This is a genomic window from Sphingomonas sediminicola (genome assembly GCF_049991885.1).
Taxonomy (GTDB): Bacteria; Pseudomonadota; Alphaproteobacteria; order Sphingomonadales; family Sphingomonadaceae; genus Sphingomicrobium; species Sphingomicrobium sediminicola.
Map to the genome: position 1 here is coordinate 1640724 of NZ_CP178916.1, position 23143 is coordinate 1663866.

Genomic DNA, 23143 nt, shown 5'->3' on the forward strand with positions numbered 1-23143 from the left:
CCCCGTTCTAACTCACCAAGTATCCGATTACAGTTCGTTTTGCGTTACTAAGATGGCATGGGAGCAGTGACCGAACGAGCGCGGCTTTCCCGCTGGACGATTGCCATAGGGTTGGCGTTGGGTGCCTGCTCAAGCCCGCAGCCAACGGAAGCTGAACCCATGCAGACCGCAGCGAGCCTGCATATCGTAAGCTCCAACCCGAAGTCCGGTGCAACGGTAACTGGGCCCGTCGACGAGCTCCGGCTCCGCTTTTCCAAGCCAGCGCGCCTCCTCGAGGTCACGATTTCGGGACCGGACGGAGATATGCCGACAATGGTGGATTCCGCGGAAGAGACCTATGAATATTCGATCCCGCTGCCCGACCTCGGCACCGGCAAGTATGAAGCTCGCTGGAGAGCATCAGCGGCGGGAGTGGAAGGTTCGGGCCGCCTGATTTTCAGTGTCAGATAGAAAAGCGGCGGGCCGATAGCCCGCCGCTCTAATGAAACGAGGCTGTTACTGGATTTCGGAACGTTTGGTTTCGAGCGCCCAGAAGACGTGAGTGATCACCTTCTGCCCCGCGCCAAGGTCCTTCACGAAGACGTTCGGACGTCCGGCGGCGTCGCTCCGGATTGCGCGACCCCAGTCGCCGGGGCTGTCGCCGGCCGGCGCGGAGCTGAGACCCGGCGCGACCGCCTTGCCTACTTCACGGACGCCGAAATTCGTCGCCGCCGCTCCGAGAACGGCCGAATTGAAGGAATCGGCGTGGTTGTAGATGATCCCGAGCTCCTCATAGTCGTGGAAGTTCGGGCGCTCATTGTTCTTCGTGCCGTTCGTGCCGGCGGTGCCCGTCGGATCGTTCGTGTAATCCATGCAGGTACCAAGATTGGTGTTCGTGAACGTCTCGTCCTGGTGATCGAGACCGAAGTCATGACCGACTTCCTGACAAGCCACCATGTTGCGCCAAGCCGGCGTGTCATACCTGCTTCCCGGTTGGTAGTAGCTGTCGTTCAGCTTGGTCGTTGCCTGGCTGATATGGCCGTTGCTGAGCCAGATGCTGGCAATGCCCAGCCAGCCGCGCTTCCCATACGCGTAGTTGCAGACCAGGGCTTTGCCCGCGATGGGACTGCACCGCTTGCGATCAGCGCTGCTCGCCGTTCTGCGGAGCGTGAGCACGTCGGGAGCGCCACCCACCACGGGGCTGTTCCAGTCGGAAACCGAACCGGCGATCGCCGAATCCCAATAAGCGGTATTCGAGGTCAGCACGTCTAGGGTCAGCGACCCCGCCGTGGTGCTCGCCCAGTGATAGCCGCCCCAGCTGTGATTTGCAGAAGCTGGAACGGCAAGAGCCAAAGCCGAAGCTGCGGCAATTGCCGCCAGGCGCACGCCTTGAACGCGCATTTCGTTTCCCCTCGTTGATCGTCGATTCGACTGGCGGATGCTCTGCCTCGTCTAATCGACTGTCAATGTTGGTTAATTTTGATGGTTGAAGAGGCTGTCCCGTTTTGCGCCACACTTGACTTGCGAGCGCTCTCGTCTAACTGGCGCAGTTCGCGCGGACCTTCGGGTGCGCGCAACCGTCCGAGACAGTTGCTGGGGCTAGCCCCTTAATTTGCAGCCTAGACGGGGACAGGAATCATTCGGAGACGCCCGCGGGTGTCCCGTCGTGCGTTGCAAAGTGCTTTTAAGCAACGCCAGCGAAACCCACTCCCCACGGACACGAAGTGCTTGGGCGCTTGCGCTCGAGTTTTTGTTGAACCTCGCTCGAAGCTTGCTTCGGGCGAAATACGGAGTTGGCATGGATCGTTCGCAAAAAGCCGATCTGGTCGACGAGCTGAAGCAAGTCTTCACCGAGACAAGCGTCGTTGTGATTACTCGCAACAACGGTCTCTCGGTGGCGCAGTCCACGGACCTGCGTCTGAAGATGCGCGACGCCGGCGCCCAGTACAAAGTTGCGAAGAACCGGCTTGCACTCATTGCGCTGGACGGCACGCGCTACAAGCCGATCGGGGACCTTCTCAAGGGCCCGACCGCGCTTGCCACGTCTGTCGATCCGGTCGCGGCCGCCAAGGTGGCCGTCGACTTCGCCAAGACGAACGACAAGTTCGAAATCGTTGGCGGCGCGATGGGCGACACCGTGCTCGACGTGAACGGGATCAAGGCGCTCGCCGCCCTTCCGTCACTCGACGAACTGCGTGCGACGATCGTGGGCCTCATCCAGGCGCCCGCGACGAAGATCGCACGCACCGTCAACGAGCCCGGCGCACAGCTTGCCCGTGTCTTCGGTGCCTACGCAGCTCAGGCTGCCTAAGGCCGACCTTTTCAATCAACGCACGACATATGGGGCTGAAGCCCCGCAAAGGAGTATCAAATGGCTGACATTGCTAAGCTGGTCGACCAGCTTTCCGAACTGACCGTCCTCGAGGCCGCGGATCTCGCCAAGGCTCTCGAAGAGAAATGGGGTGTCTCCGCCGCCGCCGCCGTTGCCGCCGCTCCGGCCGCTGCAGCCGCCGCTGGCCCGGCCGCCGAAGAGAAGACCGAGTTCGACGTCATCCTCACGGGCGACGGCGGCAAGAAGATCAACGTGATCAAGGAAGTTCGCGCGATCACCGGTCTCGGCCTCGGCGAAGCCAAGGCGCTCGTTGAATCGGCTCCGAAGGCCGTCAAGGAAGGCGTCAACAAGGACGAAGCCGAAAAGATCAAGAAGCAGATCGAGGAAGCCGGCGGCACCGTCGAGCTCAAGTAAGCTTCTGAACGACTTTCGCGGGTGTCTTGAAGCGCCCGTGGATGGGAAGGGGCGGCTCCACTGGGGTCGCCCCTTTTCTATTCGTCCAAGGGAGAAACCACCTCCCATTGATCGCAATCAAGTTGTGCTTTGACGTCCGAAGCCTGCGCGAACCACCCTGCCCGAGTTCGGCTTCATGGCATTGTTCAGATCCATTCCCGGTACCGCGCGTACGCGACCGAGATCAGTGCGCCGGCGATACAGGGGCAGCTTCCCCTTTGGTTATGTCGTTCGGGACCACTGAAGGGAACGACGTAGGTCAGCACCAGCTTCCAGAGCTCCATTCATTCGCAATTAACCGCAATTAGCTGAACGCAAGTCTCTGAAAAATTTAGAAGGTTATGCGAATGAGAAGTCGAACGGGCACTATAATCGGAACTCTGTTCGCGCTTGGATCTGCTGCGGCGTCTGCCCAGCAATCTCTACCCGCAACGCCGGCCGGTCCCGCGTACCGGATCAATCCAGGCGATGAAATTGAAGTCATGGTCTGGGGCGAGGATCGCCTCCAGCGAACCGTCAGAGTGCTCCCCGATGGTAGTTTCGCATTCCCGCTGGTCGGGCAGGTTATGGCAGGCGGCCAACTCCCCTCCGACCTCGAGCGGTACATTACCGCAGCGTTGCGACCACAGTATCGAGGCGTCGTCCCCCAAGTCACTGTTAGCGTGAAGAATCCGTCCGGGTATCAGTTCTCAGTCGTCGGTAAGGTGAGGAGTCCCGGTACATTCACACCGGGCAGATATGTGAACGCACTAGAGGCGATCAGCATCGCTGGCGGGCCAACGGAGTTTGCACAGGTCGGGGATATATCGATCCTTCGAAAGAACGGTCAGACGATGGAAACTCTCCACTCGCGACTTGGCGCGGCGTTGAAAGGCAACCTCCCGCGGTTCCCTCAAAATGATATACCTTCGATACAAAGCGGAGATACTTTGGTCGTGCCGTAAACCGGGACGTCGGCGCAACGGCTGGAACGATCACAGAGCGACAACCTCTGTTCGCCACGATGCAGGAAGCTGAAGCCTTCGTCCGCCGAAACACGCCCCACCCGCAACCCAGTTCAACGACATACGATCACGGCGACGATCAGGCTCCTGCACCGCCTTTCGTTGGACAAGCTAAGCTCCGACACTGATCTTAATATGGTCGGGCTAATAGCCGGGGTTTGTGCTATTCCGCATCATCGCCGCCCTCATTTGGCAATGCGGCGCTGAGAGTTGAATTCACACTCCCGCCCTTCCTGTGGGAGATAAATGATGTCTTCGAACGATACTGAATATTATCGCCGGCGAGCGATCGCTGAGCGCGCGCTGGCTTCGAAATCCGAGCGGGCCAACGTGGCGGCAATCCATGCAGAATTGGCTCGGCAATATCAGGCTTTGGCCGACAAGGCCGAGCTTCGGCCTACGCTCCGGATCGCCTTTCCTAGTCGCCTTTCCGCTTAGGCTTCGTGTTTCTCTCAGATGCGCAAGCCACGACCTTCTTTCGCCTTGCGTCGTGTGTCGAGACCATACTGCCCCGTCTATTTGCAAGCTCATCCGGCGTTCACTTTCTTCCGGCGAGGGGTGTGTACTCGCGAAGATAAGGATCGGGCATGGATCTGAATTACCTATTTCGGCGGCAACAGATCGAACGGAGCCGAGCTCAGACGGCGAGCTCCGACGCAGCGCGTCAGGCTCACGAAGAACTCGCGGCTTGTTACGAGCGGCAGATCAAGGAACAAACTGCGGGGGAGATAACGTTCGAGTTTGATGCGGCTCCCAGCCGATCCGAGTGCGATTGAAGGATCCGGCCGACCACCAAGTTGAAATATGTGAGAACAACTCTAGCCCGCCAGTCCTAAGTGGCGCCTCCGAAACAGTTGGAACGGGGACATGAGCCTTTTGTTAGGAGGAGCATGTCCCATTCAACACCTCGTGAAGTCCTCGTCGTCGAAGACGAGCCGCTCGTAAGAATCGTTGCGGCCGATGCGATCGTCGAGAGCGGGGTCATGGCGTGGGAAGCGGGAGACGCCCGCGAAGCACTGCGAGTGCTGGCTGAACATCCCCGGATTGGGTTGATCTTCACCGACGTAAACATGCCGGGCGAGATGGACGGTTTGGAATTGGCCAATAAGGTGAACAGCGATCGTCCAGAAATGGCGTTGATTGTCACATCTGGCCAAGCGCGGGTGCCCGACAGCAAAATACCGGACCACGGGACCTTCCTTCCGAAACCATACCACACCGACCGTTTGGTCGACCTAGTGCGAGAAAAGTTGGATGGCCGCGGGAGGTAATATTCCATTTAACGTCCACCGTGGACATGATTTCTTGTCTAGCTGAGCCTCCGCCTCGTCGTGAAATCGGCTCCCAAAGCGGTCTCGGTGCGCGCGACCTTGAGCCCAACCAGATGTATCGATCCGGCGACAATCCCTGACCTCGGGAATTTATGTTGCGTTGCAGCAATTCTATTGTGCAGCGCAGCAATGGCCTTATCTTGAGCTGATCAACCAGTTCGGCGTTTTCGGTCAGGAGATGCGTGATGCGCGGCCTTCACGATACAATCACCCGCTTGTCTTCCATGCGAGTGCTGAATTTTCCCGACCCAGGCGGAGCAGACAGCCGACTTGCAGGGTTTGAGCAGTTCGGATCGAACCCCGGCGCGCTCCATGCGAAGGCTTATGTCCCTGGCACCTTTCGCAGGGGCTCACCTCTCGTTGTAGTGCTGCACGGATGTACGCAGAATCCGGCGGTTTACGATCGGAGCTCAGGCTGGTCGCACGCGGCGGAAGAGCATGGTTTCGCCCTGCTTTTTCCGGAGCAGCAAAGGTCCAATAACCCTAACCTTTGCTTCAATTGGTTCTCACGATCGGACGCTACCCGCGATAGCGGGGAGGCTCTGTCGATCAGGCAAATGGTGGCGGAGATGCAAGCGCGCCACGGCACCGATCCTGCCCGTGTGTATATTACCGGTCTGTCGGCGGGTGGAGCAATGGCAGCGGTCATGCTCGCCACCTATCCGGATGTCTTCGCCGGCGGCGGAATAATCGCTGGGCTACCGTTTGGCACTGCGCAGTCGATCCCCGAAGCGTTCGACCGGATGCGGGGACAGGGCAGTCCGGCCGCGGGAGAACTCTCCCAAATTGTCCGATCCGCCTCGAGCCACTCCGGACCGTGGCCGACGCTGTCGGTGTGGCATGGCAGCAGTGACAGAACTGTCGACCCCAGGAACGCGGCAGATCTCGTGCACCAGTGGGGCGCCCTTCATGGAGTAGGGAAAGCTCCCACCCGGACCGACCATGTTAGCGGCTATCCCCATCGCGTATGGTGCAACACCGAAGGGAGAGAGGTGGTCGAAGAATACGTTATCGTCGGCATGGGACACGGGACGCCCCTCAGCACAGTGGGAGAACAGTCCGACGAAGTCACCGGCCCTTACATGCTTGAAGCTGGCATTTCCTCGACGCGACAGATCTGCCGTTTTTGGGGGTTATCCGGCGAAGTCGGGGCTCAGGCGGCGGAGATGGCGGTCCTCATGCATCGCGAGCCGCAAGCCGCGTGTGGGAGAGAATCGTCGCAGCGTCCTTCCTCGCATCCTCTCGTTGGCGGCGTCACCAAGACAATCGAAGATGCTTTACGCGCTGCGGGCTTGATGTGATGAACCTCATTCACGTGCGTGTGGCGTCATGTGTCGCCGACCGATGAACGTGTTAAGACCTAAGTGCTACGAAAGGGTCAGATCATGCGGAAGAAGCGCGCAGTCGAACCCTCGGACGATAGGAAGCGGCGCCTTGAGGGTAAGGCAAGCAAACGCGTCGAAGACGCCCGCACAGAGGACAACGCTATCGACGAGATGGTGAAGCGGAGCATCGCGAAGCACGGCGCTTAAAGCAGATATCCAGCAGCAGAGGAGATGGCTGTTCCGAAGTTCAAGATCGGATAATCTTCCAGTTGACGGCCTCAACGCGAATGGAAGCTGGATTTGCGCACCGACGACGAGCAGAGCGCCTGGGCCGCTTTTTCCGACCTCGGCGAGGCAGGGAGTTCTCGGGACTCTCGAATGGCTGCTTTGGCTGGAAGACGGAAATTCACGGCACGCATTAGCGCGCGTGGTTGAAGTCGAGCGTCGGAGTATCGAACCTCGCATGAGGGCGGCTGAAATAGTAAGCTGTCAGTGCCAATAGGATTATCGCGGCAACTACGCCCGTTAGCCTCATAAGCGCCCCTGCTTGGGCTGACGCCAATAACAATTGCGGTCGAAGAGTGTCCGCAATGGCGGGATTCTCACTTGGGTGGGGCGGACGGATCCGACTTCATCCCCGCATGTTTCATGTGTTCCATCATCATCGACATCATGTCCCGGCACTGGGCCATGCGCTCCATCATTTGCTGGCGCTTGGCAGGATCGGACATCATCTTGTGCATCTGGTCCATGGTTTCTCCAGAAGCACTCGGACCTGGCGAGCTCATCTGATGCTCAGCTTGCATAGCTTGTGTTGCCTGCGCCGCCTGCGCTGCCACTGTCGCCAAGGCGATGCCAACTGCAAAGCCGACGGTCCCCGACCTTAAGTTGCTGCTCATCGTGACCTCCTCTCAGTAGCGACGATAGGCGTGGTTGCGGCCGATCCGCACGTTCGCACGCAGCACTGCAGGTCGCATCCCGCGCCGCACGCTGTTCCTGCAAACACCCGCCTTCGGTAGTATTCAGCGTCGTCCTGCCTCATCACAACCTCTCGCAAGCGTGCTATTGCTCCGCCCGCCGAGGCAATCATTCCGTAAATGTACGGAGCCATAAATTTGGTTGCTTTTCAGACCCGTCGGCTTGCGATGCCATCCGCCGCAATCGCCCGCTGCATTGCAACGATCAGTGGTCCGATCCGTTGAAGGGATATCACCAGTCACATAGTTTGGTATTGGTGCTGGAGAGCCATGGCACGCTCCCTACTCAAGGAGCGCCGCAATGCACGCACTCGTCATCGAAGATGATCCATTAATCGCGATGTCCATCGAGGACATATTGGCGGAATGCGGGTTCACCTCGTTCGACGTCGTAGGTTCGACAGAGCAGGCACTCGTGGCGGCGCGCATGAGATGCCCAGACCTGATTACCGCGGATGTGCAGCTGAACCCCGGAAGCGGGATCGATGCGGTGGACCGAATATGTGATGGCCCTCCCATACCCGTGATCTTTATCACCGGTAGCCCAGCCGATGTGGTAAAGCGCATGCCTCACCATCCGCTAATCGTGAAGCCATTCACCAAGGAAGTGGTGTCCAGAGCCGTTCGATCGGCACTGGCGACAGCGGAAAAGGCAAAGGTAATGACGGAAACCATCCCCGTGGCCGACACAGTAACGGCTCTCGGCAAAGCCTTGATTGTTTCATCGAGGGCTCCGTTGCTGTTGCTCGCTGAGGACCTGACCGTCATCGGTGCAAGCGGATCGTTTTGCAGCGCGTTCGGGATCGATCCCGCCACCGTAAACGGGACGAAGCTCGCGGCTCTGGGTGACGGTGAATGGGATGTGCCCCAGCTGAACTCGCTGCTTCGCGCCACGTTCGACCACGCGGCTTCGATCGATGCCTACGAGATGGACCTCAAGCGCAAAGGGCACGAGCCTGCCTGCCTAGTGCTCAACGCACACAAACTCGAGTATGGCGACGCTGAGCAGCCTCGGATTGTTCTCGCGGTCACGGACATCACCTCCGCGCGTTTGGCCGAGAAGCTCAAGGACGAACTGGTACGGCGCAACCAGATCCTCCTGCAGGAACTGCAGCATCGCGTAGCGAACAGCCTGCAAATCATCGCCAGCGTTCTCATGCAAAGCGCTCGCCGAGTGCAATCCGAAGAAACTCGAACCCATCTTCAGGACGCCCATCAGAGGGTGATGTCCATTGCCACGCTGCAAAAGCAGCTGGCGATGAAGAGTGCGGATAAGGTCGAACTGAACAAATATCTCAGCGACTTGTGCGCCAGCATCGGCGCGTCAATGATCGACGATGCAAACCGTATCTCCCTATCGTCCAAGGTCGACGACACGGTCACGAATGCCAATGTTTCTGTCAGTCTTGGTTTGATAGTCACCGAACTCGTCATCAATGCGCTCAAGCACGCCTTTCCCGGCCGGAACCAGAAGGGCCAGATTCAAGTCGACTACTCGTCGAGCGACAAAGGTTGGACGCTGACGGTGGGTGACAACGGAAACGGCATGGCCGCAGAGAGCGACGCAAAACCGGGACTTGGCACAGGGATTGTCAAAGCGCTTGCGAAACAGCTGGATGCCACCGTTGATGTGGCTAACCAGGACCCCGGCACGAAAGTGACCGTCGCCCACGTCTCCTGAGGCCTGCCGAAGCCCCAACTAACTCTACCTCCAATGTTCGCCTTTGGGTGGAAAGCCGACATTCTAAGCTGCCACACCTCGTTCTGGCATTGTTGCGTGCGGCGGCAGGTCTTCGTTAGCCTAGCCTAAGTGCGAGTTTTCGAGCCGGTCCGCTTGTCGTTCCAGATCCTCGGCAGTTTGAAGAAACAATAGCTCGATCTCAGCATCTTTCGTGCTCATCGCAAGCTCGCGGCAGTGCTTCGCCTGAGCACGTGATTCGTCGGCACCGATCAACTTCATACAACAGAAGCGAATTGGAAGACTTTGCGTTCCGCCGCTCGCGATAAGCCGCGTCTCAGCGCCGAAATATCCACAACTGGTGGGAAGCGGATGTAAGAGCGGCTCGACTGAATGCGCGTGGGTTGCTTCCGGCAACCCTTCCTTCCAACGCTCGTTCATGGCTGATGTACCATTGGTCTTACGAAAATCAGCACGCCATTGAACACGACTTTTCGGAATTCGTCCGGTCACGCGATTTTCCGTGCGTCGGCGCGAAGTCCGCTCTTGGCCGCGGCACATTAAAAGTCATCGCTTGTCGATCGATCACCAGCTCATGGGACGACCTGCGGTTGCACGAAATCGCACGCAAATGGGCCCAGGAATACAAGCGCGATCGCGGATTGTTTCGCAGTTTGGCATTCGTCTTCGAGGGGCCCTTGGACCTTGCAGAGGAAGAGTTCGAAGACGCTCTGTGGGAACGACTCCAATCGATGAGCGACAAGGATGAGTGGCGGGGGATCGCTCCGGACCAGCGAGTCAGCACCGATCCCGAAGATCCCCATTTCTCTTTGAGCTTTGGTGGGGAGGCCTTCTTCGCTGTGGGCTTGCATCCCGGCGCAAGTCGCCCGGCGCGACGGTTTCAATACCCGACGATCGTACTGAACCTCCATGACCAGTTTGAGCAACTGAGAATCACGGGTCGGTACGAGGGTCTCCGCAAGGCGATCCTGGAACGAGACGATGTGCTAGCGGGGTCGATCAATCCGATGTTGGCGCGCCACGGAGAGTTGAGCGCGGCTCGTCAATATAGTGGACGACAGGTCGCCAGTGACTGGGTCTGTCCGTTCAGCCGCAGCAATGACGAAGGACAGTGACCGCGCAGCTAATCCCGCCAAGGAGCGGCGTCGCATTTCGCCTGGATGAAGGCCAGACATTGACCGTCACGGACATCGAAGGCGTGCAAGTTGCCGATTTGCTCGCCTACAACTCTGTCGATGTGCGAGAGGTCATATCGAGCGGTCGGACGGTCGATTATGCGGAGACGATCAGGCTCACAGTCGGCAGCATCCTGTACTCCAATCGATCCCGCCCAATGCTGTCCATCATCGAGGATACGGTTGGCATCCACGATTTTCTTCTAACTCCTTGCAGCGAAGCGACCTTTCGCCACTTTTACCCGGATCAGCCCGTTCATCGCGGGTGCTTCGGAAATCTGGCGGATGCGCTGGCGCCCTACGGCATCGAGCCGGACATGATCCCAATCGCGTTCAACGTCTTCATGAACGTCCCCGTCGGAATCGATGGCAGGATTAGGGTGGAGCCCCCGGTAAGCAGAGCGGGGGATTTTATTCGCTTTCGAGCGGAGATGCCGTTGGTGATCGGGCTCACAGCTTGCTCCGCCTATTCAAGCAATGGCGGCAGCTTCAAGCCAATTGGATTCTCCATCGCCGATTAGAATTGGCGCAATGTTTTACAAGGGTGGAAAGCGGACATCCAAGGTTCGATCTCAGGGCGCCATTTCGTAGATGTTTCGTTCGAGGCCGTCCGGAAACATGTCGCGCGATATGATCGTGCCGCCGAGCTTCTGCGCCAATCGCTTTGCCGGCTCGTTCTGATCATCCATGTGCGTTTCGACAGCGCTCCAACCAAGCACTTCCTGAGCCCACCGGATCGCAGCTCTTGACGCCTCTTCCGCGTAACCGTTGCGACGTGCGCCTGGCACTATCCACCAAGTCAGTTCGTGCCTCGGCCAACCCTCTGGCCAAACGATCCCGCACCCGCCTACCATCGTGCTGCTCGCCTGCTCGACTACCGACCACATGCCAAAGCCGCGCAGTGTCCAGTGACCTACGTCGTACGCGAGTTTCCGCCACGCCTGCGCTGCTGTCAGTGGCCCGCCGTAGAACAATGAAGCCGACCGATCGGCATAGAAGTCTCGGTAGGTTTCGAAATCGGTCACCGAAGGTGCACGGAGGACGAGCCGCTCAGTGCGAAGCGTAGGGATATGCATGGGTGACCGTTTACTGGTTGCCAGAGAGGCGTCGACTCTAATGTCAGCTTCGGGTCGAAAGCCGACACTTCGTCGAAGGCCGGAGACAGTTCATCTAGCCGACTGAGCGCTTCGATCAGACACGAGCCAGTACACATGAACTGGAAGAAATGGATGAAGCGGAGATGACGAGATTTTGGCGGCACTCGGCGCCTAAGTGCCAGTAGACGCTCCCGGCCACGCAGAGGCAACTCTAGACATCGTAAAGGAGGATCACTTGGTATTATTCACGACGATTGCGGCCTTTGCCGCGGCCGCCCAGTCAGGAGGTGCTCGCCAACAGGCGGTCGTGATCATGCCCGAAAATGCGCGACAGCGTCAGTTACAGGAGCAGATCGGCTGGGCCGACGCTGTCGTCAGCAATGGCGTCGTCTATGTTTCCGGAGTGCCTGCCTATCTCGCTCCCGGCGAGAAGGACATGGAGAACGCTTTCGTCAGGGCTTTCGACGCGATCGGCAAGACTTTGCAGCGCGCAGGCGTAAGCTGGGATGACGTCGTCGAACTGCGTACCTATCACACCGATCCGACCGCACAGATCGACGCCTTCGCCAAGGTGAAAAGCCGGTACATGAAATCGCCGCCGCCAGCCTGGAGTGCTATCGGAACCTCTGGCTTGCTTCAGCCCGGCGCGCTGGTCGAAATCGCAGTTGTCGCGCACGTTCCAAAACAGAAGTCGAGATAAATATCGGGCCGTGCGCTGTCGATCTAATGTCCGCATTGGGTGGAAAGCCGACATGCGGCGAGCCATAAGCGTACCAATGGGTACCCGATGCACGTTCTGCTCTAATTGGCGGACTGCTGGTTCTGACATTTGCAGCCGCGGCGCTTGGCGCTTTTGTGTGGGTCGACCGTGCATTGGCGGCTGTCCAAGGCAGAGGCTCAGGAGTTTCATGCCATGGTGCGCTAACCCGAACCTTAATTGCGACGGTCCCTAAGCTGCGCAGATGGGCGCACCATGACCCCGGTCAATTAGAGTGCGAAGTTTCCGGCGAGGTCCGGATAGGCCGAGCGCACCGGCGCTGGACGCCGCTTCAGCAGATACCATGCGCTGGCTGCAACCCCGACGATCAGGGCCTCGACCAGCCTGCTTGCCGCACGACCGTTCATCGGTGGTTTCCTGTCGATGCCGTCATGAGCACGCGGTCGTCGCGAGCGCCGAGTCCGACCATCAAGCCTGACAGGACGAGCATCGCCGCGAGGATCGCCAGGACGGCGCCGGCCATCCCGGCCGCCGCGATCTTCCGCTCCGTTTTCGCTGTCATTTCTCATTCCTCGTTTTCGACAGCGCACTGTGAACGGACGCTTAGCGTTCCGAACCCAGGCAGCTCCCTCTGGAAGAAGATCGGGCAGTCCCGCTCATCCTTGAAGGAGGTGAAGTCGGAACCGACCCACATCCGCCAATCTCTCTCCGGCGCCCTCGGCTGCGTGCCCGGAACGAGCGAATAGTCGATCGCCATAGGCTGGCCGTCATCGGCCGCCTCAACGGTCCGCATGCCGGACAGGGCAGCGGCAAACATCAAATCCAACACTTCCTTTCTCCTAGTGAGCATGGCCGGCGGCGACCGCGTGCTTGGGACGCGGGGCAAGCCAGACGATTGACGCTGCTGCGGCGAACACGATTGCCGCGGTGGTAAAGATTGAGCCGGTGGCGAGTGCGGTCGCCTGGCCGTCGACGAGATTGCTCACGACCTGGCGGGACTGCTCGACCGTGTAGCCGTGCATCTGCAGCGACTGCATGGTCTGCTGGGCCCCGTTGAGGACGCCCGACAGTTCGGCCCGGGTCGCCTGAGCTCCGTCGTACCAGACAGTCGTCGCGATTGCTGTCGCGACCGCGCCAGACATGGTGCGCAGGAAGTTCATCACGCCGGCCGCGGAGGCGACTTCGCTTTCCTCGACCGCGCCCAGAGCGAGCGAGGTCAGCGGCACGAAGAAGAAAGGCATGCCGGCGCCCTGGATCAGCTGCGGCAAGGCAAGCGTCCAGAAGTCGGAATCGCTGGTCCACCAGAAGACGCGGATCAGCGAGGTCGCGCCTAGCCAGAGCACGCCGAACGACACCAGCAGGCGCGGATCGACCTTCTCGGACAACTTGGCGACGACCGGGGCCATCATGACCGCCGCGACGCCATTGAAGGCGGTCGCATAGCCGGCCCAGGTCGCGGTGTAACCGAGTGCGCCCTGAAGCCATTGTGGAATGACCACGAGACTGGCGAAGAACGTGCCGTAGGCGAACACCAGAGCGATGACGCTGACGGTGAAGCCGCGGTAGCGGAACACTTTCAAGTTTACCGCCGGGTCTTTCTCGAACCATTCCCAGGCGACGAAGAAACTGAAGCCGATGGCCGCGATCACTGCGAGCGACACGATGAAGTTGTTGCCGAACCAGTCGTGCTCGCGCCCGAGGTCGAGCATCAGCTGAAGCGCTCCGACCCAGAGGACGAGCAGCATCAAGCCGATGGTGTCGATCGGCGCCTTCTCCACCTTCGTCTCGGCCTTGCGGAGCAGGACGACGGCACCCGTCGCGCAGATGATCGCGATCGGGATGTTGATGAAGAAGATCCAGTGCCATCCCCAATTGTCGGAGATGGTGCCGCCGAGGATCGGACCGAGGATCGGGGCAACGATTGTCGTCATCGCCCAGATACCGGTCGCCTGCGCATGCTTCTCCTTCGGGAAGATGCTCAGCAGCAGAGTCTGGCTGATCGGCATCAAAGGCCCGCCGCAGAGCCCCTGCCCGATCCGGAAAGCGACCAGCGAGCCGAGACTCCAGGCCATTCCACAAAGGAGGGAAAATACGCCGAACCCGGCCATGCCTAGCGCGAACACGCGGACCGTTCCGAACCGGCGGGCGAGCCAGCCCGTCAAGGGAACGCAGATCGCCTCAGCGACCGCGTAGGACGTGATGACCCACGTACCCTCGCTCGATGAAATGCCGAGGCCGCCCGCGATGTGCGCGACCGACACGTTGGCGATCGTCGTGTCCAGAACCACCATGAAGTTGGTGAAGGCCAGCACGAGGCAGGCGAGGAGCAATGTCCCCTTGCTCATCGCCGGCGCCGACGTCTCCGTCTGCATCACTTGCCTCCGGAAACGTCGATCTTGGCCTCCATGGAGAGGCCGACGCGGAGCGGATGCTTCGCTAGCTCGGCAGGATCGAGAGTGATTCGGACGGGCAGACGCTGCACGACCTTGATCCAGTTACCGGTGGCATTCTGGGCCGGGATCAGCGCGAATGCCGAGCCGGTACCGCCGGAGAAGCCGGCGACGCGGCCGTGGTAGACGACGTCGCCGCCGTAGAGATCGGAGACAAGCTCAACCTCCTGACCCGGCCGGACCTTCGCCAGCTGGCCTTCCTTGAAGTTGGCGTCGACATAGACCTTCCCGATCGGGACGAGGGTCATCACGGGGGTGCCAGCCGCAATGCGCTGGCCGACCTGGACCTGGCGGTTCGTGACGACGCCGTCGATCGGTGCGCGGATGACGGTCCGCTCAAGATCCAGACGAGCCTGCTGAAGCTTGGCCTTGGCGGCGGCGACTTCCGGGCTGGTGTCGATGGTCGAGCCGGCAATCAGCGCTTCGTTCGCAGCCCAGCTTTCGCGGGCCGCGCCACGCATGGCGGCCGCCTGGGCGACGCCGGCGCGGGCAAGCGCGAGGTTCGCTTCGGCGCTCGAATAGGCGTTACGGGCATTCGTCAGCTCTTCGCCGGAGACCGCGCCGGACTCGGCAAGCTCCGAACGGCGGGCGAGGTCGATGCGAGCCTTGCCGAAGTTCGCCTCGGCAGATGCAAGCTGAGCACGCGCCTGACCGACGTCGGCGTCGCGGGCATTGATCTGCGCCGCGAGTGATCCGCCGTTGGCGGCCATCTGCGAATACTGGCGCCGGGCCTTAAAGAACTCGGCCTCGGCCTTGGCAAGCGCGAGGCGCGCATCGCTGTCGTCGAGACGAAGCAGGACGTCGCCCTTGTGCACCATCTGCGTGTTGACGACTGCGACTTCGGTAACGGCCGCCGAAACGAGCGGGGTCACCTGCGCGGAGTCCGCACTGACATAGGCGTTGTCGGTTTCGACATGCGCGTCGTCGAAGAACATCCATGCGCCACCGGCGATTGCGAGCTTCGCGGCTACAAGGGCGAGTAGAACCTTCTTCCGGCGCTTCTTGCGGACATCGTCGGCAGCTCTTTCCGCATCAGGCACGGAAACCTCTTCGAGATTCTCCGCCTGCTGCAATTCAATGGGATCACGTTCAGCCATTTCTTCAATTCCCTGTTTCTTGTCAGTGGATTGAGGCGCTGAAGCCGCCGCCGAGGGCGCGGATCAGCTGCACGTCGAGGGAGAAGGCGCGCGTTTCGAGCTGCGCGACATTCAGCCGTGCTTCGAGCACGCCTTCTTCGGCGGTGAGCACATCGAGATACGTGGACAGGCCGTGCTCGTAGCGTTGGCGGGCGAGGCGGTTGGCCTCTTCAAAACCGGCCAGCGCGCGGCGCGAGTTGGCGAGCCGTGAAACGAGCATCTTCTGGCTCGTCACGGCGTCAGCCGTCTCGTGCAGCGCCTCGATGACCTGGCGGTCGTACAGAGCGACCGCCTCGTCATATTGACCGCGTCGACCGCGGTACTGGCCCTGGAGCGCGCCCCCGTGGAACAAGGGGAGGGAAACCGCGGGGCTCACGCTTCCAATTCCGGAGCCGCTGTTGAACAGATTGCCGAGCCCGAAGGACGACAAGCCGATCAAGGCGCTCAGATTCACGTTGGGATAGAAGGCCGCTTTCGCTTCCTTGATGCGATCGTTCGCGCCTTCGACACGCGCGCGGGCTGCGGCGACGTCGGGGCGGCGAGCGATCAGCTCGATCGATGCGTCGGCCGGGACGCCCTGCGCCTGCAGGGCGGCGACTGCCGGGCGCTCGATCGTCAGCGCACGATCCGGCCCGTTACCGACCAAGGCGGCGAGCGCGTTCCTCGTCAGCGCAATGGCCTCGTCAGTCGATTCAAGGTCGGCCTGCGTCTGCGGGATACGGGCTTCGGCCTGCTTCAGCTCCGCACGAGTATCGAGGCCGATCGCGGTCCGCTGGGCGACGAGCCTGGCCGTCTCCGTACGGATCGCGAGGGCGGCCTCGAGCGTGTCGCGTTGAGCATAAAGCGAGGCCAGCTCCGCATAGGTCGACGCTATTCCGGTGGTCAGCGCGAGCTTGGTGGCTTCCATTTCGTAGCGCGCGGCATCTGCGTCGGCATTGGCCGCCCGGAGCGCGGCGCGGTTCTTGCCCCACAGGTCTAGGTCGAGTGACAGGCTCAGGCCCATCGAACCGCTGTCATTCCAGCCGTTGGGTATCATCGCCGCCGGCACACTCTGGTTCTGGCTCTGCTTAGCGAGCTCAGGCTGCGAGAAGGCGTCGATGGACGGCTTGAGCGCGGCCCCTGCCCTCTGCGCGAAGCCGTCGGCAGCGCGCATACGCGCTGCGGCCGCCTCGAGGTCGGGCGAACTGATCAAGGCCTCGTCTATGAGGCGCGCCAGTTGCGGGTCGCGGTATCGGAGCCACCAGCCGTCTGCCGGCCACGCTGCCTGCGAACCGCCGAGCGAGGCACTCGACGCGAAGGTCGTTGGTGCGCTGATCTCCGGCTTTGCACCGAGGTCCGGAACGGACGCGCACGCGCCCGTCAAAAGGGTGGCCGACAGCATTGCCGCGCGGACGCTCCGCGCAGTGGAAAACCGCATCATCAGTAATATTCCCGTTGATCTGTAACTGTACGGTACGGTTTATTTTACGATTCGCCCCTTGTCAACGCTAAACTGAACCGCCATGTACAGTATTGGGGAATGAGAGGGTGATGCGCGGTTATGCGGGTTAGGACTGACGAAAAGCGGCGCGAGATCGTCAGGGTCGCTTCCGAGCTCTTCGAGGAGCACGGTTTCGAACGGACTTCGATGTCGATGATTTCGGAGCGGCTCGGCGGCTCGAAGGCCACGCTTTACGGCTACTTTAAATCGAAGGAGCAGTTGTTGGCTGCGGTCCTTCTCTATGACGTGACCGATCAAGCCGATCGGCTGATGAATGAGTTCCTGTCATCGGACGATCTTCGGGAAGGCCTGATCAAGCTCGGCGTCGCCTACATGACGCGCCGCTTGTCATCCGTACCGATTGCTAACGTCCGCATGGTCGCCAATCAGCCCTCTGACTCTACGCTCGGCAAGGAGTTCTTCGAAAGAGTGCTGGAGCCGGCCTGGCAACGCCTTGCAAGACGGTTCGAACTGATGATGGATCAGGGACTTCTGAAGCGTGCTGACCCGTGGGTCGCCGCCATGCACTGGAAGGGTCTTAACGAGTGGGACATGTTTGAGAAGAGGCTGCTCGGCGCCATCCGCGGTCCAGACCTCGTCGAAATCAATCGAGCCTCGACACTCGCTGCCGATGCCTTTCTGCAACTCTACGGCCCCGAGAAGCCGAAAAAGAAAGCGCGGGCGAAGGGCTAGTGGCGAACGAACGCCACCCCTTCGACATCGCCACGGACCTTGAGCAAGAGGGCGACGACAGCTGGATTGCACGTACGAGCGACGCCTACTGGAACATGGTCGGACCCTTCGGCGGCCTTGTCGCAGCGCTCCTGTTCAAGTCGGCATTCTCCCATCCAGATCGGGAGGGCGAGCCGCTCGCGCTGACGGTCAACTTCTGCGCCGCCATCGCGAAGGGCGAGATGCAGATCACTGCCAGGCCGGCGCGGACCAATCGCTCGACCCAGCACTGGACCATGACCATGTTCCAGGCAGGCGAGTGCGTCGCGACGGCGACGGCGATGTTTGGGAAGCGGCCCGAGACTTTTGCCGGTCGGCCCGTCGAACCGCCCATTGTGCCTTCACTCGAAAGTCTTCCCCGCATGCCCTGGCCGGGTTCGGGCTGGATTGAACGTTTCGATTTGCGCTTCGCGGAAGGCGAGCCCTTCTGGGCCAACCAACGGGAGGAGCCGTCTTCGGCGCGATCAACGCTCTGGATTGCCTCGGACCCGCCGCGGCCGATGGATTTCGTCGGGCTCGCCGCTCTCACCGACATCTTCTTCGGGCGGATCATCCACGTCCGGCAGCGAATGGTGCCGTTCGGAACGGTCACCCTCACATCCTATTTTCACGCGACGGAAAACGACCTCGCCGAACTTGGCTCAAATCCAATCCTCGGAACTGCGGACGCCCGCATCTTCGACCGCGGGTTTCACGATCAATCCGCGGAGCTTTGGAGCGGCGATGGCCGCCTGCTCGCGACGAGCCACCAGCTCGTTTATTACCGGGATCCGGCCTGACACCCCGACCTCTCTGAAATTTCCTGCAAGACCCCCTTCACAAGGGGAAAAATTGGATTATATCGGCTTCATCCAACAAATAGACGGCTCCGCCGCACGATTTCGTGCGTCCCGGGGCTTTTCCCGTCCTCCCCGGGACAGGGTCCGAACAGCGCACGGACCAAACGAATTGGGGAGGAAGAACGGGGGTAGCGCTCCAAACTCAACTCCGGCCGAGGCCGGAGAACTGAGCTGGGCTCTCGCTTCCCGTGCGTGAGCTTCAGCTCCAGCGCAGGGAAGACAATGGCGACCAAAGCGATCGACGCACCTCGTAAGACGACGAGCGGGCTCAAGACCAACTCGCGGCGCATCCGCAAGATTTTCGGCAACGTCCACGAAATCTCGGAAATGCCCAACCTCATCGAGGTTCAGCGCGAGAGCTACGAGCAGTTCCTCCGGTCAGACCCGGCCATCGGCTATGTCTCAGGCCTTGAAAAGACGCTTCGTTCGGTTTTCCCGATCGAGGATTTCGCCGGCACCGCGCACCTCGACTTCGACCGCTACGAGCTGGAACCGCCGAAGTACGACACCGACGAGTGCCGCCAGCGCGGTCTCACCTATGCCGCGCCGATGCGGGTCACACTTCGCCTGACTACGTTCGAGATTGATCCGGAGACCGAGACCAAGTCGGTCATCGATATCAAGGAGCAGGACGTTTACATGGGCGATATGCCGCTCATGACGCAGAACGGCACCTTCATCGTCAATGGCACCGAGCGCGTCATCGTCAGCCAGATGCACCGTTCGCCGGGCGTCCTGTTCGACCACGACCGCGGCAAGACCCACGCCTCGGGCAAGTTCCTCTTCGCCGCCCGCGTCATTCCCTATCGCGGCAGCTGGCTCGATTTCGAGTTCGACGCGAAGGACATCGTCAACGTCCGTATCGACCGCAAGCGCAAGCTGCCGGTCACGACCCTGCTGCTGGCGCTGCAGCTCGGGCCGGAGGAAATCCTCAATCTGTTCTACAACACGGTCAGCTACGTCCGTGGCAAGAACGGCTGGCAGATCCCGTATGTCGCCGACGCATGGCGAGGCCAGAAGCCGCTGCACGACCTGGCCAACGCCGAGACCGGCGAGATCGTGTTCAAGGCCAACGAGAAGATCACCCCGCGCCGCGCCAACCAGGTGGCCAAGGATGGCATGAAGGCGCTCGTCGTTCCGACCGAGGAAATCTTCGGCCGCTATTCGGCGCATGACCTCATCAACGAGAAGACCGGCGAGATTTACATCGAGGCCGGAGACGAGGTTACTGCCGAAAACCTCGAGAAGCTCGACAAGGCGGGCGTGAAGACGCTCGAACTGCTCGACATCGATTACGTGAACACGGGTCCGTGGATCCGCAACACGCTCAAGGCCGACAAGAACGAGGACGCGGATTCGGCTCTTTCCGACATCTACCGCGTCATGCGCCCCGGCGAGCCGCCGACCCGCGAGACCGCGGACGCGCTGTTCTACGGCCTGTTCTTCGATTCCGAGCGCTACGACCTTTCCGCGGTCGGCCGCGTCAAGCTCAACATGCGCCTCGGCCTCGACGTCGAGGACACGGTCACCACCCTTCGTCGCGAGGACATCCTTGCGGTGGTCAAGGAGCTGGTGAACCTCAAGGACGGCAAGGGCGAGATCGACGATATCGACAATCTCGCGAACCGCCGCGTCCGTTCGGTCGGTGAGCTGCTGGAGAACCAGTACCGCATCGGCCTTCTCCGCATGGAGCGCGCCGTTAAGGAGCGCATGAGCTCGGTCGACGTGTCGACGGTCATGCCGAACGACCTCATCAACGCGAAGCCGGCGGTTGCCGCGGTCCGCGAGTTCTTCGGCTCCTCGCAGCTCTCGCAGTTCATGGACCAGACCAACCCGCTGTCCGAAGTGACGCACAAGCGTCGCGTTTCGGCGCTCGGGCCCGGCGGTCTCACCCGCGAGCGCGCGGGCTTCGAGGTCCGCGACGTCCACCCGACGCACTACGGCCGCATCTGCCCGATCGAGACGCCGGAAGGTCCGAACATCGGCCTCATCAACTCGCTCGCCAGCTTCAGCCGCGTGAATAAATACGGGTTCATCGAGACGCCGTACCGCAAGGTCGTCGACGGCAAGGTGACGAAGGACGTCGTCTACCTCTCCGCAATGGAAGAGGCGAAGCACACGATCGCGCAGGCGAACGCCGAGCTGAACAAGGACAACACCTTTGCCGAGGAAATCATCTCCTCACGGCGCAACGGCGATTTCCTGATTGCTCCGCGCGAGCAGATCACGCTGATGGACGTGTCGCCGAAGCAGCTTGTGTCCGTCGCGGCCTCCCTCATCCCGTTCCTCGAGAACGATGACGCGAACCGCGCTCTCATGGGCTCGAACATGCAGCGTCAGGCTGTGCCCCTGCTTCAGGCGGACGCACCGCTTGTCGGCACCGGCATGGAAGAGACTGTCGCCCGCGATTCAGGCGCCGCCATTGCCGCCCGCCGTTCCGGTATCGTCGACCAGGTCGACGCGACCCGTATCGTCGTGCGCGCCACCGGCGACCTCCGCGCGGGTGAATCGGGCGTCGACATCTACACGCTGATGAAGTTCCAGCGCTCGAACCAGAACACCTGCATCAACCAGCGTCCGCTGGTGAAGGTTGGCGACACGGTCGAGGCCGGCGAGATCATCGCCGACGGTCCTTCGACGCAGTTCGGCGAGCTCGCGCTCGGCCGGAACGTGCTCGTCGCGTTCATGCCGTGGAACGGGTACAACTACGAGGACTCGATCCTGATCTCCGAGCGGATCGTGAAGGACGACGTCTTCACCTCGATCCACATCGAAGAGTTCGAGGTCATGGCCCGCGACACCAAGCTCGGGCCGGAAGACATCACCCGCGACATCCCGAACGTCGGCGAGGAAGCTCTTCGCAACCTCGATGAGGCGGGCATCGTATACATTGGCGCAGAGGTCGAGCCTGGCGACATCCTGGTCGGCAAGATCACGCCGAAGGGCGAAAGCCCGATGACGCCGGAGGAAAAGCTCCTCCGCGCCATCTTCGGCGAAAAGGCTTCGGACGTCCGCGACACCTCGCTGCGGCTGCCGCCGGGCGTGTCGGGCACGATCGTCGAGGTCCGCGTCTTCAACCGTCACGGCATCGACATCGATGACCGTACTCGCGCCATCCAGGCCGAGGAAAAGGACCGGTTGAGGAAGGACGCCGACGACGAGCGCGGCATCCTCAACCGGGCGACCTTCGCCCGTCTGAAGGAAATGCTTCTCGGCCAGGTCGCGACCGCAGCTCCGAAAAGCATCAAGAAGGGCGCGACGCTCGACGAGGACATGCTCGAGGCGACGGATAAGCACGACTGGTGGAAGATCGCCGTCAAGGACGACAAGCGCCAGGCCGACATCGAAGCCCTCAAGGGCCAGTACGACGAGGCGGCCAACGTCATCACCCGCCGCTTCGAAGACCGTGTCGAGAAGCTGGAGCGTGGCGACGAGCTGCCGCCGGGTGTGCTGAAGATGGTCAAGGTCTTCGTTGCCGTGAAGCGCAAGCTTCAGCCGGGCGACAAGATGGCCGGCCGTCACGGCAACAAGGGCGTCATCAGCCGCATCCTGCCGATCGAGGACATGCCGTTCCTCGAAGACGGGACGCATGCTGACATCGTGCTCAACCCGCTGGGCGTGCCGTCGCGTATGAACGTCGGTCAGATCTTCGAAACGCACCTTGGCTGGGCTTCGCGCGGTCTCGGGCGCCAGATCGAAGAGATGCTCGACAGCATGCACGAGCGCGGCAAGGACATTGCCGACAAGGACGTGAAGGCTCTCCGCGCGAAGCTGAAGGACATCTACGGCGATGCCTATACGAAGGACATCGACGCGCGCGACGACGCAGCAATCATCGAATTGGCGTCGAACCTGGTAGGCGGCATTCCGATGGGCACCCCTGTGTTCGACGGTGCTCGCGAGAGCGACGTTTCGGCCATGCTGGAGAAGGCAGGTCTAAGCACGTCGGGTCAGGTGACCTTGTACGACGGCCGCACCGGCGATCCTTTCGACCGTCAGGTGACCGTGGGCTACATCTACATGCTGAAGCTCCACCACCTCGTGGACGACAAGATCCACGCGCGGTCAATCGGCCCCTACAGCCTCGTCACCCAGCAGCCGCTGGGCGGTAAGGCGCAGTTCGGCGGACAGCGCTTCGGTGAAATGGAAGTGTGGGCGCTGCAGGCTTACGGCGCTGCCTACACCCTTCAGGAGATGCTGACGGTGAAGTCGGACGACGTGATCGGCCGCACCAAGGTCTACGAGGCGATCGTCAAGGGCGACGACACCTTCGAGGCCGGCATTCCGGAGAGCTTCAACGTTCTCGTAAAGGAAATGCGCAGCCTTGGCCTGAACGTCGAGCTGGACTCGGTCGCCTCCGAGGATGAGCCGCCGGCAATCGCGGCCGAATAATTGAACGAGATCGGCGGGGCCTAG

25 protein-coding genes are annotated in these 23143 nt (G+C 61.0%); 15 read left to right on the forward strand and 10 right to left on the reverse strand.

Going from position 1 to position 23143, the window contains the following annotated elements:
* Positions 1 to 159: 159 nt before the first annotated feature.
* Positions 160 to 450, forward strand: a complete 291-nt coding sequence (locus ACMC5O_RS08505) for a copper resistance CopC family protein (RefSeq protein ID WP_187709147.1) — start codon at positions 160 to 162, stop codon at positions 448 to 450.
* A 45-nt stretch (positions 451 to 495) separates the two neighbouring features.
* Here ACMC5O_RS08505 and ACMC5O_RS08510 read toward each other — a convergent pair whose 3' ends face one another.
* Complete coding sequence (locus tag ACMC5O_RS08510) at positions 496 to 1380, reverse strand: hypothetical protein (RefSeq protein ID WP_187709146.1); 885 nt, start codon at positions 1378 to 1380, stop codon at positions 496 to 498.
* A gap of 397 nt (positions 1381 to 1777) precedes the next feature.
* Here ACMC5O_RS08510 and rplJ point away from each other — a divergent pair, with 397 nt between their 5' ends.
* From rplJ to ACMC5O_RS08545, 7 genes are all read left to right on the forward strand, one after another.
* Positions 1778 to 2290, forward strand: a complete 513-nt coding sequence (gene rplJ / locus ACMC5O_RS08515; protein WP_187709145.1) for a 50S ribosomal protein L10 — start codon at positions 1778 to 1780, stop codon at positions 2288 to 2290.
* A gap of 60 nt (positions 2291 to 2350) precedes the next feature.
* Positions 2351 to 2725 (forward strand): 50S ribosomal protein L7/L12, encoded by a 375-nt coding sequence (gene rplL / locus ACMC5O_RS08520; protein ID WP_187709144.1) that lies wholly within the window; start codon positions 2351 to 2353, stop codon positions 2723 to 2725.
* A 386-nt stretch (positions 2726 to 3111) separates the two neighbouring features.
* Complete coding sequence (locus tag ACMC5O_RS08525; RefSeq protein WP_187709143.1) at positions 3112 to 3708, forward strand: polysaccharide biosynthesis/export family protein; 597 nt, start codon at positions 3112 to 3114, stop codon at positions 3706 to 3708.
* A 306-nt stretch (positions 3709 to 4014) separates the two neighbouring features.
* On the forward strand, positions 4015 to 4206 hold the full coding sequence (locus ACMC5O_RS08530) for a hypothetical protein (protein ID WP_426692700.1): 192 nt from the start codon (positions 4015 to 4017) through the stop codon (positions 4204 to 4206).
* 452 nt (positions 4207 to 4658) lie between these two features.
* Positions 4659 to 5039: a response regulator gene (locus ACMC5O_RS08535; RefSeq protein WP_187709142.1), complete on the forward strand. Its 381-nt coding sequence runs from the start codon at positions 4659 to 4661 to the stop codon at positions 5037 to 5039.
* A 245-nt stretch (positions 5040 to 5284) separates the two neighbouring features.
* On the forward strand, positions 5285 to 6400 hold the full coding sequence (locus ACMC5O_RS08540) for an extracellular catalytic domain type 1 short-chain-length polyhydroxyalkanoate depolymerase (RefSeq protein WP_426692701.1): 1116 nt from the start codon (positions 5285 to 5287) through the stop codon (positions 6398 to 6400).
* Positions 6401 to 6484: 84 nt separating this feature from the next.
* Positions 6485 to 6631 carry a hypothetical protein gene (locus ACMC5O_RS08545; RefSeq protein ID WP_426692702.1) on the forward strand — a complete coding sequence of 49 codons (147 nt, stop codon included), beginning with the start codon at positions 6485 to 6487 and terminating at the stop codon, positions 6629 to 6631.
* Between the two features lie 395 nt (positions 6632 to 7026).
* Here ACMC5O_RS08545 and ACMC5O_RS08550 read toward each other — a convergent pair whose 3' ends face one another.
* Positions 7027 to 7323: a hypothetical protein gene (locus ACMC5O_RS08550; protein WP_426692703.1), complete on the reverse strand. Its 297-nt coding sequence runs from the start codon at positions 7321 to 7323 to the stop codon at positions 7027 to 7029.
* A 379-nt stretch (positions 7324 to 7702) separates the two neighbouring features.
* On the opposite strand from ACMC5O_RS08550, the gene ACMC5O_RS08555 reads away from it, so the two are divergent.
* Positions 7703 to 9082, forward strand: a complete 1380-nt coding sequence (locus tag ACMC5O_RS08555; RefSeq protein ID WP_187709140.1) for a sensor histidine kinase — start codon at positions 7703 to 7705, stop codon at positions 9080 to 9082.
* A 120-nt stretch (positions 9083 to 9202) separates the two neighbouring features.
* Here the strand turns inward: ACMC5O_RS08555 and ACMC5O_RS08560 are convergent, their stop codons facing one another.
* Entirely contained in the window at positions 9203 to 9592 is a 390-nt protein-coding gene (locus tag ACMC5O_RS08560; RefSeq protein WP_187710017.1) for a hypothetical protein, read from the reverse strand.
* Here ACMC5O_RS08560 and gntA point away from each other — a divergent pair.
* Both gntA and ACMC5O_RS08570 read left to right on the forward strand, forming a co-directional pair.
* A complete protein-coding gene (gntA, locus tag ACMC5O_RS08565; protein WP_187709139.1) occupies positions 9526 to 10215 on the forward strand; it encodes a guanitoxin biosynthesis heme-dependent pre-guanitoxin N-hydroxylase GntA in 690 nt (229 codons plus the stop codon). The genes ACMC5O_RS08560 and gntA overlap by 67 nt on opposite strands.
* On the forward strand, positions 10212 to 10796 hold the full coding sequence (locus ACMC5O_RS08570) for a DUF1989 domain-containing protein (protein ID WP_426692704.1): 585 nt from the start codon (positions 10212 to 10214) through the stop codon (positions 10794 to 10796). The genes gntA and ACMC5O_RS08570 overlap by 4 nt, the downstream gene beginning before the upstream one ends.
* A 51-nt stretch (positions 10797 to 10847) precedes the next feature.
* On the opposite strand, the gene ACMC5O_RS08575 is transcribed toward ACMC5O_RS08570, so the two are convergent.
* The gene (locus ACMC5O_RS08575) at positions 10848 to 11351 is read right to left on the reverse strand and encodes a GNAT family N-acetyltransferase (RefSeq protein WP_187709138.1); all 504 of its coding nucleotides are present in this window, start codon (positions 11349 to 11351) and stop codon (positions 10848 to 10850) included.
* Between the two features lie 256 nt (positions 11352 to 11607).
* Between ACMC5O_RS08575 and ACMC5O_RS08580 the strand changes: the two genes are divergently transcribed.
* Positions 11608 to 12072 carry a Rid family hydrolase gene (locus tag ACMC5O_RS08580; protein WP_187709137.1) on the forward strand — a complete coding sequence of 155 codons (465 nt, stop codon included), beginning with the start codon at positions 11608 to 11610 and terminating at the stop codon, positions 12070 to 12072.
* A gap of 287 nt (positions 12073 to 12359) precedes the next feature.
* Here ACMC5O_RS08580 and ACMC5O_RS08585 read toward each other — a convergent pair whose 3' ends face one another.
* From ACMC5O_RS08585 to ACMC5O_RS08610, 6 genes are read right to left on the reverse strand one after another with little or no spacing between them, the layout of a single operon-like run.
* Positions 12360 to 12497, reverse strand: a complete 138-nt coding sequence (locus tag ACMC5O_RS08585; protein WP_187709136.1) for a hypothetical protein — start codon at positions 12495 to 12497, stop codon at positions 12360 to 12362.
* Entirely contained in the window at positions 12494 to 12652 is a 159-nt protein-coding gene (locus ACMC5O_RS08590; protein WP_187709135.1) for a hypothetical protein, read from the reverse strand. Before ACMC5O_RS08590 ends, ACMC5O_RS08585 begins: the two co-directional genes overlap by 4 nt.
* A 3-nt stretch (positions 12653 to 12655) precedes the next feature.
* Entirely contained in the window at positions 12656 to 12919 is a 264-nt protein-coding gene (locus ACMC5O_RS08595) for a hypothetical protein (protein WP_187709134.1), read from the reverse strand.
* A 10-nt stretch (positions 12920 to 12929) separates the two neighbouring features.
* On the reverse strand, positions 12930 to 14462 hold the full coding sequence (locus ACMC5O_RS08600) for a DHA2 family efflux MFS transporter permease subunit (RefSeq protein WP_426692705.1): 1533 nt from the start codon (positions 14460 to 14462) through the stop codon (positions 12930 to 12932).
* The gene (locus ACMC5O_RS08605; RefSeq protein ID WP_187709133.1) at positions 14462 to 15637 is read right to left on the reverse strand and encodes an HlyD family efflux transporter periplasmic adaptor subunit; all 1176 of its coding nucleotides are present in this window, start codon (positions 15635 to 15637) and stop codon (positions 14462 to 14464) included. The genes ACMC5O_RS08600 and ACMC5O_RS08605 overlap by 1 nt, the downstream gene beginning before the upstream one ends.
* A 22-nt stretch (positions 15638 to 15659) precedes the next feature.
* Positions 15660 to 17096, reverse strand: coding sequence for an efflux transporter outer membrane subunit (locus ACMC5O_RS08610; RefSeq protein ID WP_343070216.1), 1437 nt, complete (start codon positions 17094 to 17096; stop codon positions 15660 to 15662).
* Positions 17097 to 17216: 120 nt separating this feature from the next.
* Here ACMC5O_RS08610 and ACMC5O_RS08615 point away from each other — a divergent pair, with 120 nt between their 5' ends.
* The 3 genes from ACMC5O_RS08615 to rpoB all read left to right on the forward strand — a co-directional run bounded on the left by ACMC5O_RS08615 (position 17217) and on the right by rpoB (position 23119).
* The gene (locus ACMC5O_RS08615; RefSeq protein ID WP_187709132.1) at positions 17217 to 17849 is read left to right on the forward strand and encodes a TetR/AcrR family transcriptional regulator; all 633 of its coding nucleotides are present in this window, start codon (positions 17217 to 17219) and stop codon (positions 17847 to 17849) included.
* A complete protein-coding gene (locus ACMC5O_RS08620) occupies positions 17849 to 18667 on the forward strand; it encodes an acyl-CoA thioesterase (protein ID WP_187709131.1) in 819 nt (272 codons plus the stop codon). Before ACMC5O_RS08615 ends, ACMC5O_RS08620 begins: the two co-directional genes overlap by 1 nt.
* 282 nt (positions 18668 to 18949) lie before the next feature.
* Entirely contained in the window at positions 18950 to 23119 is a 4170-nt protein-coding gene (gene rpoB, locus ACMC5O_RS08625) for a DNA-directed RNA polymerase subunit beta (RefSeq protein ID WP_187709130.1), read from the forward strand.
* Positions 23120 to 23143: the final 24 nt, after the last annotated feature.

What these genes read in the sequence shown, in the direction of transcription:
- ACMC5O_RS08505 (WP_187709147.1), top strand. Translation starts at nt 160, where the DNA reads ATGCAGACCGCAGCGAGCCTGCATATCGTAAGCTCCAACCCGAAGTCC.
- ACMC5O_RS08510 (WP_187709146.1), bottom strand. Translation starts at nt 1,380, where the DNA reads ATGCGCGTTCAAGGCGTGCGCCTGGCGGCAATTGCCGCAGCTTCGGCT.
- rplJ (WP_187709145.1), top strand. Translation starts at nt 1,778, where the DNA reads ATGGATCGTTCGCAAAAAGCCGATCTGGTCGACGAGCTGAAGCAAGTC.
- rplL (WP_187709144.1), top strand. Translation starts at nt 2,351, where the DNA reads ATGGCTGACATTGCTAAGCTGGTCGACCAGCTTTCCGAACTGACCGTC.
- ACMC5O_RS08525 (WP_187709143.1), top strand. Translation starts at nt 3,112, where the DNA reads ATGAGAAGTCGAACGGGCACTATAATCGGAACTCTGTTCGCGCTTGGA.
- ACMC5O_RS08530 (WP_426692700.1), top strand. Translation starts at nt 4,015, where the DNA reads ATGATGTCTTCGAACGATACTGAATATTATCGCCGGCGAGCGATCGCT.
- ACMC5O_RS08535 (WP_187709142.1), top strand. Translation starts at nt 4,659, where the DNA reads ATGTCCCATTCAACACCTCGTGAAGTCCTCGTCGTCGAAGACGAGCCG.
- ACMC5O_RS08540 (WP_426692701.1), top strand. Translation starts at nt 5,285, where the DNA reads ATGCGCGGCCTTCACGATACAATCACCCGCTTGTCTTCCATGCGAGTG.
- ACMC5O_RS08545 (WP_426692702.1), top strand. Translation starts at nt 6,485, where the DNA reads ATGCGGAAGAAGCGCGCAGTCGAACCCTCGGACGATAGGAAGCGGCGC.
- ACMC5O_RS08550 (WP_426692703.1), bottom strand. Translation starts at nt 7,323, where the DNA reads ATGAGCAGCAACTTAAGGTCGGGGACCGTCGGCTTTGCAGTTGGCATC.
- ACMC5O_RS08555 (WP_187709140.1), top strand. Translation starts at nt 7,703, where the DNA reads ATGCACGCACTCGTCATCGAAGATGATCCATTAATCGCGATGTCCATC.
- gntA (WP_187709139.1), top strand. Translation starts at nt 9,526, where the DNA reads ATGTACCATTGGTCTTACGAAAATCAGCACGCCATTGAACACGACTTT.
- ACMC5O_RS08575 (WP_187709138.1), bottom strand. Translation starts at nt 11,351, where the DNA reads ATGCATATCCCTACGCTTCGCACTGAGCGGCTCGTCCTCCGTGCACCT.
- ACMC5O_RS08585 (WP_187709136.1), bottom strand. Translation starts at nt 12,497, where the DNA reads ATGAACGGTCGTGCGGCAAGCAGGCTGGTCGAGGCCCTGATCGTCGGG.
- ACMC5O_RS08590 (WP_187709135.1), bottom strand. Translation starts at nt 12,652, where the DNA reads ATGACAGCGAAAACGGAGCGGAAGATCGCGGCGGCCGGGATGGCCGGC.
- ACMC5O_RS08600 (WP_426692705.1), bottom strand. Translation starts at nt 14,462, where the DNA reads ATGCAGACGGAGACGTCGGCGCCGGCGATGAGCAAGGGGACATTGCTC.
- ACMC5O_RS08605 (WP_187709133.1), bottom strand. Translation starts at nt 15,637, where the DNA reads ATGGCTGAACGTGATCCCATTGAATTGCAGCAGGCGGAGAATCTCGAA.
- ACMC5O_RS08610 (WP_343070216.1), bottom strand. Translation starts at nt 17,096, where the DNA reads ATGATGCGGTTTTCCACTGCGCGGAGCGTCCGCGCGGCAATGCTGTCG.
- ACMC5O_RS08615 (WP_187709132.1), top strand. Translation starts at nt 17,217, where the DNA reads ATGCGGGTTAGGACTGACGAAAAGCGGCGCGAGATCGTCAGGGTCGCT.
- rpoB (WP_187709130.1), top strand. Translation starts at nt 18,950, where the DNA reads ATGGCGACCAAAGCGATCGACGCACCTCGTAAGACGACGAGCGGGCTC.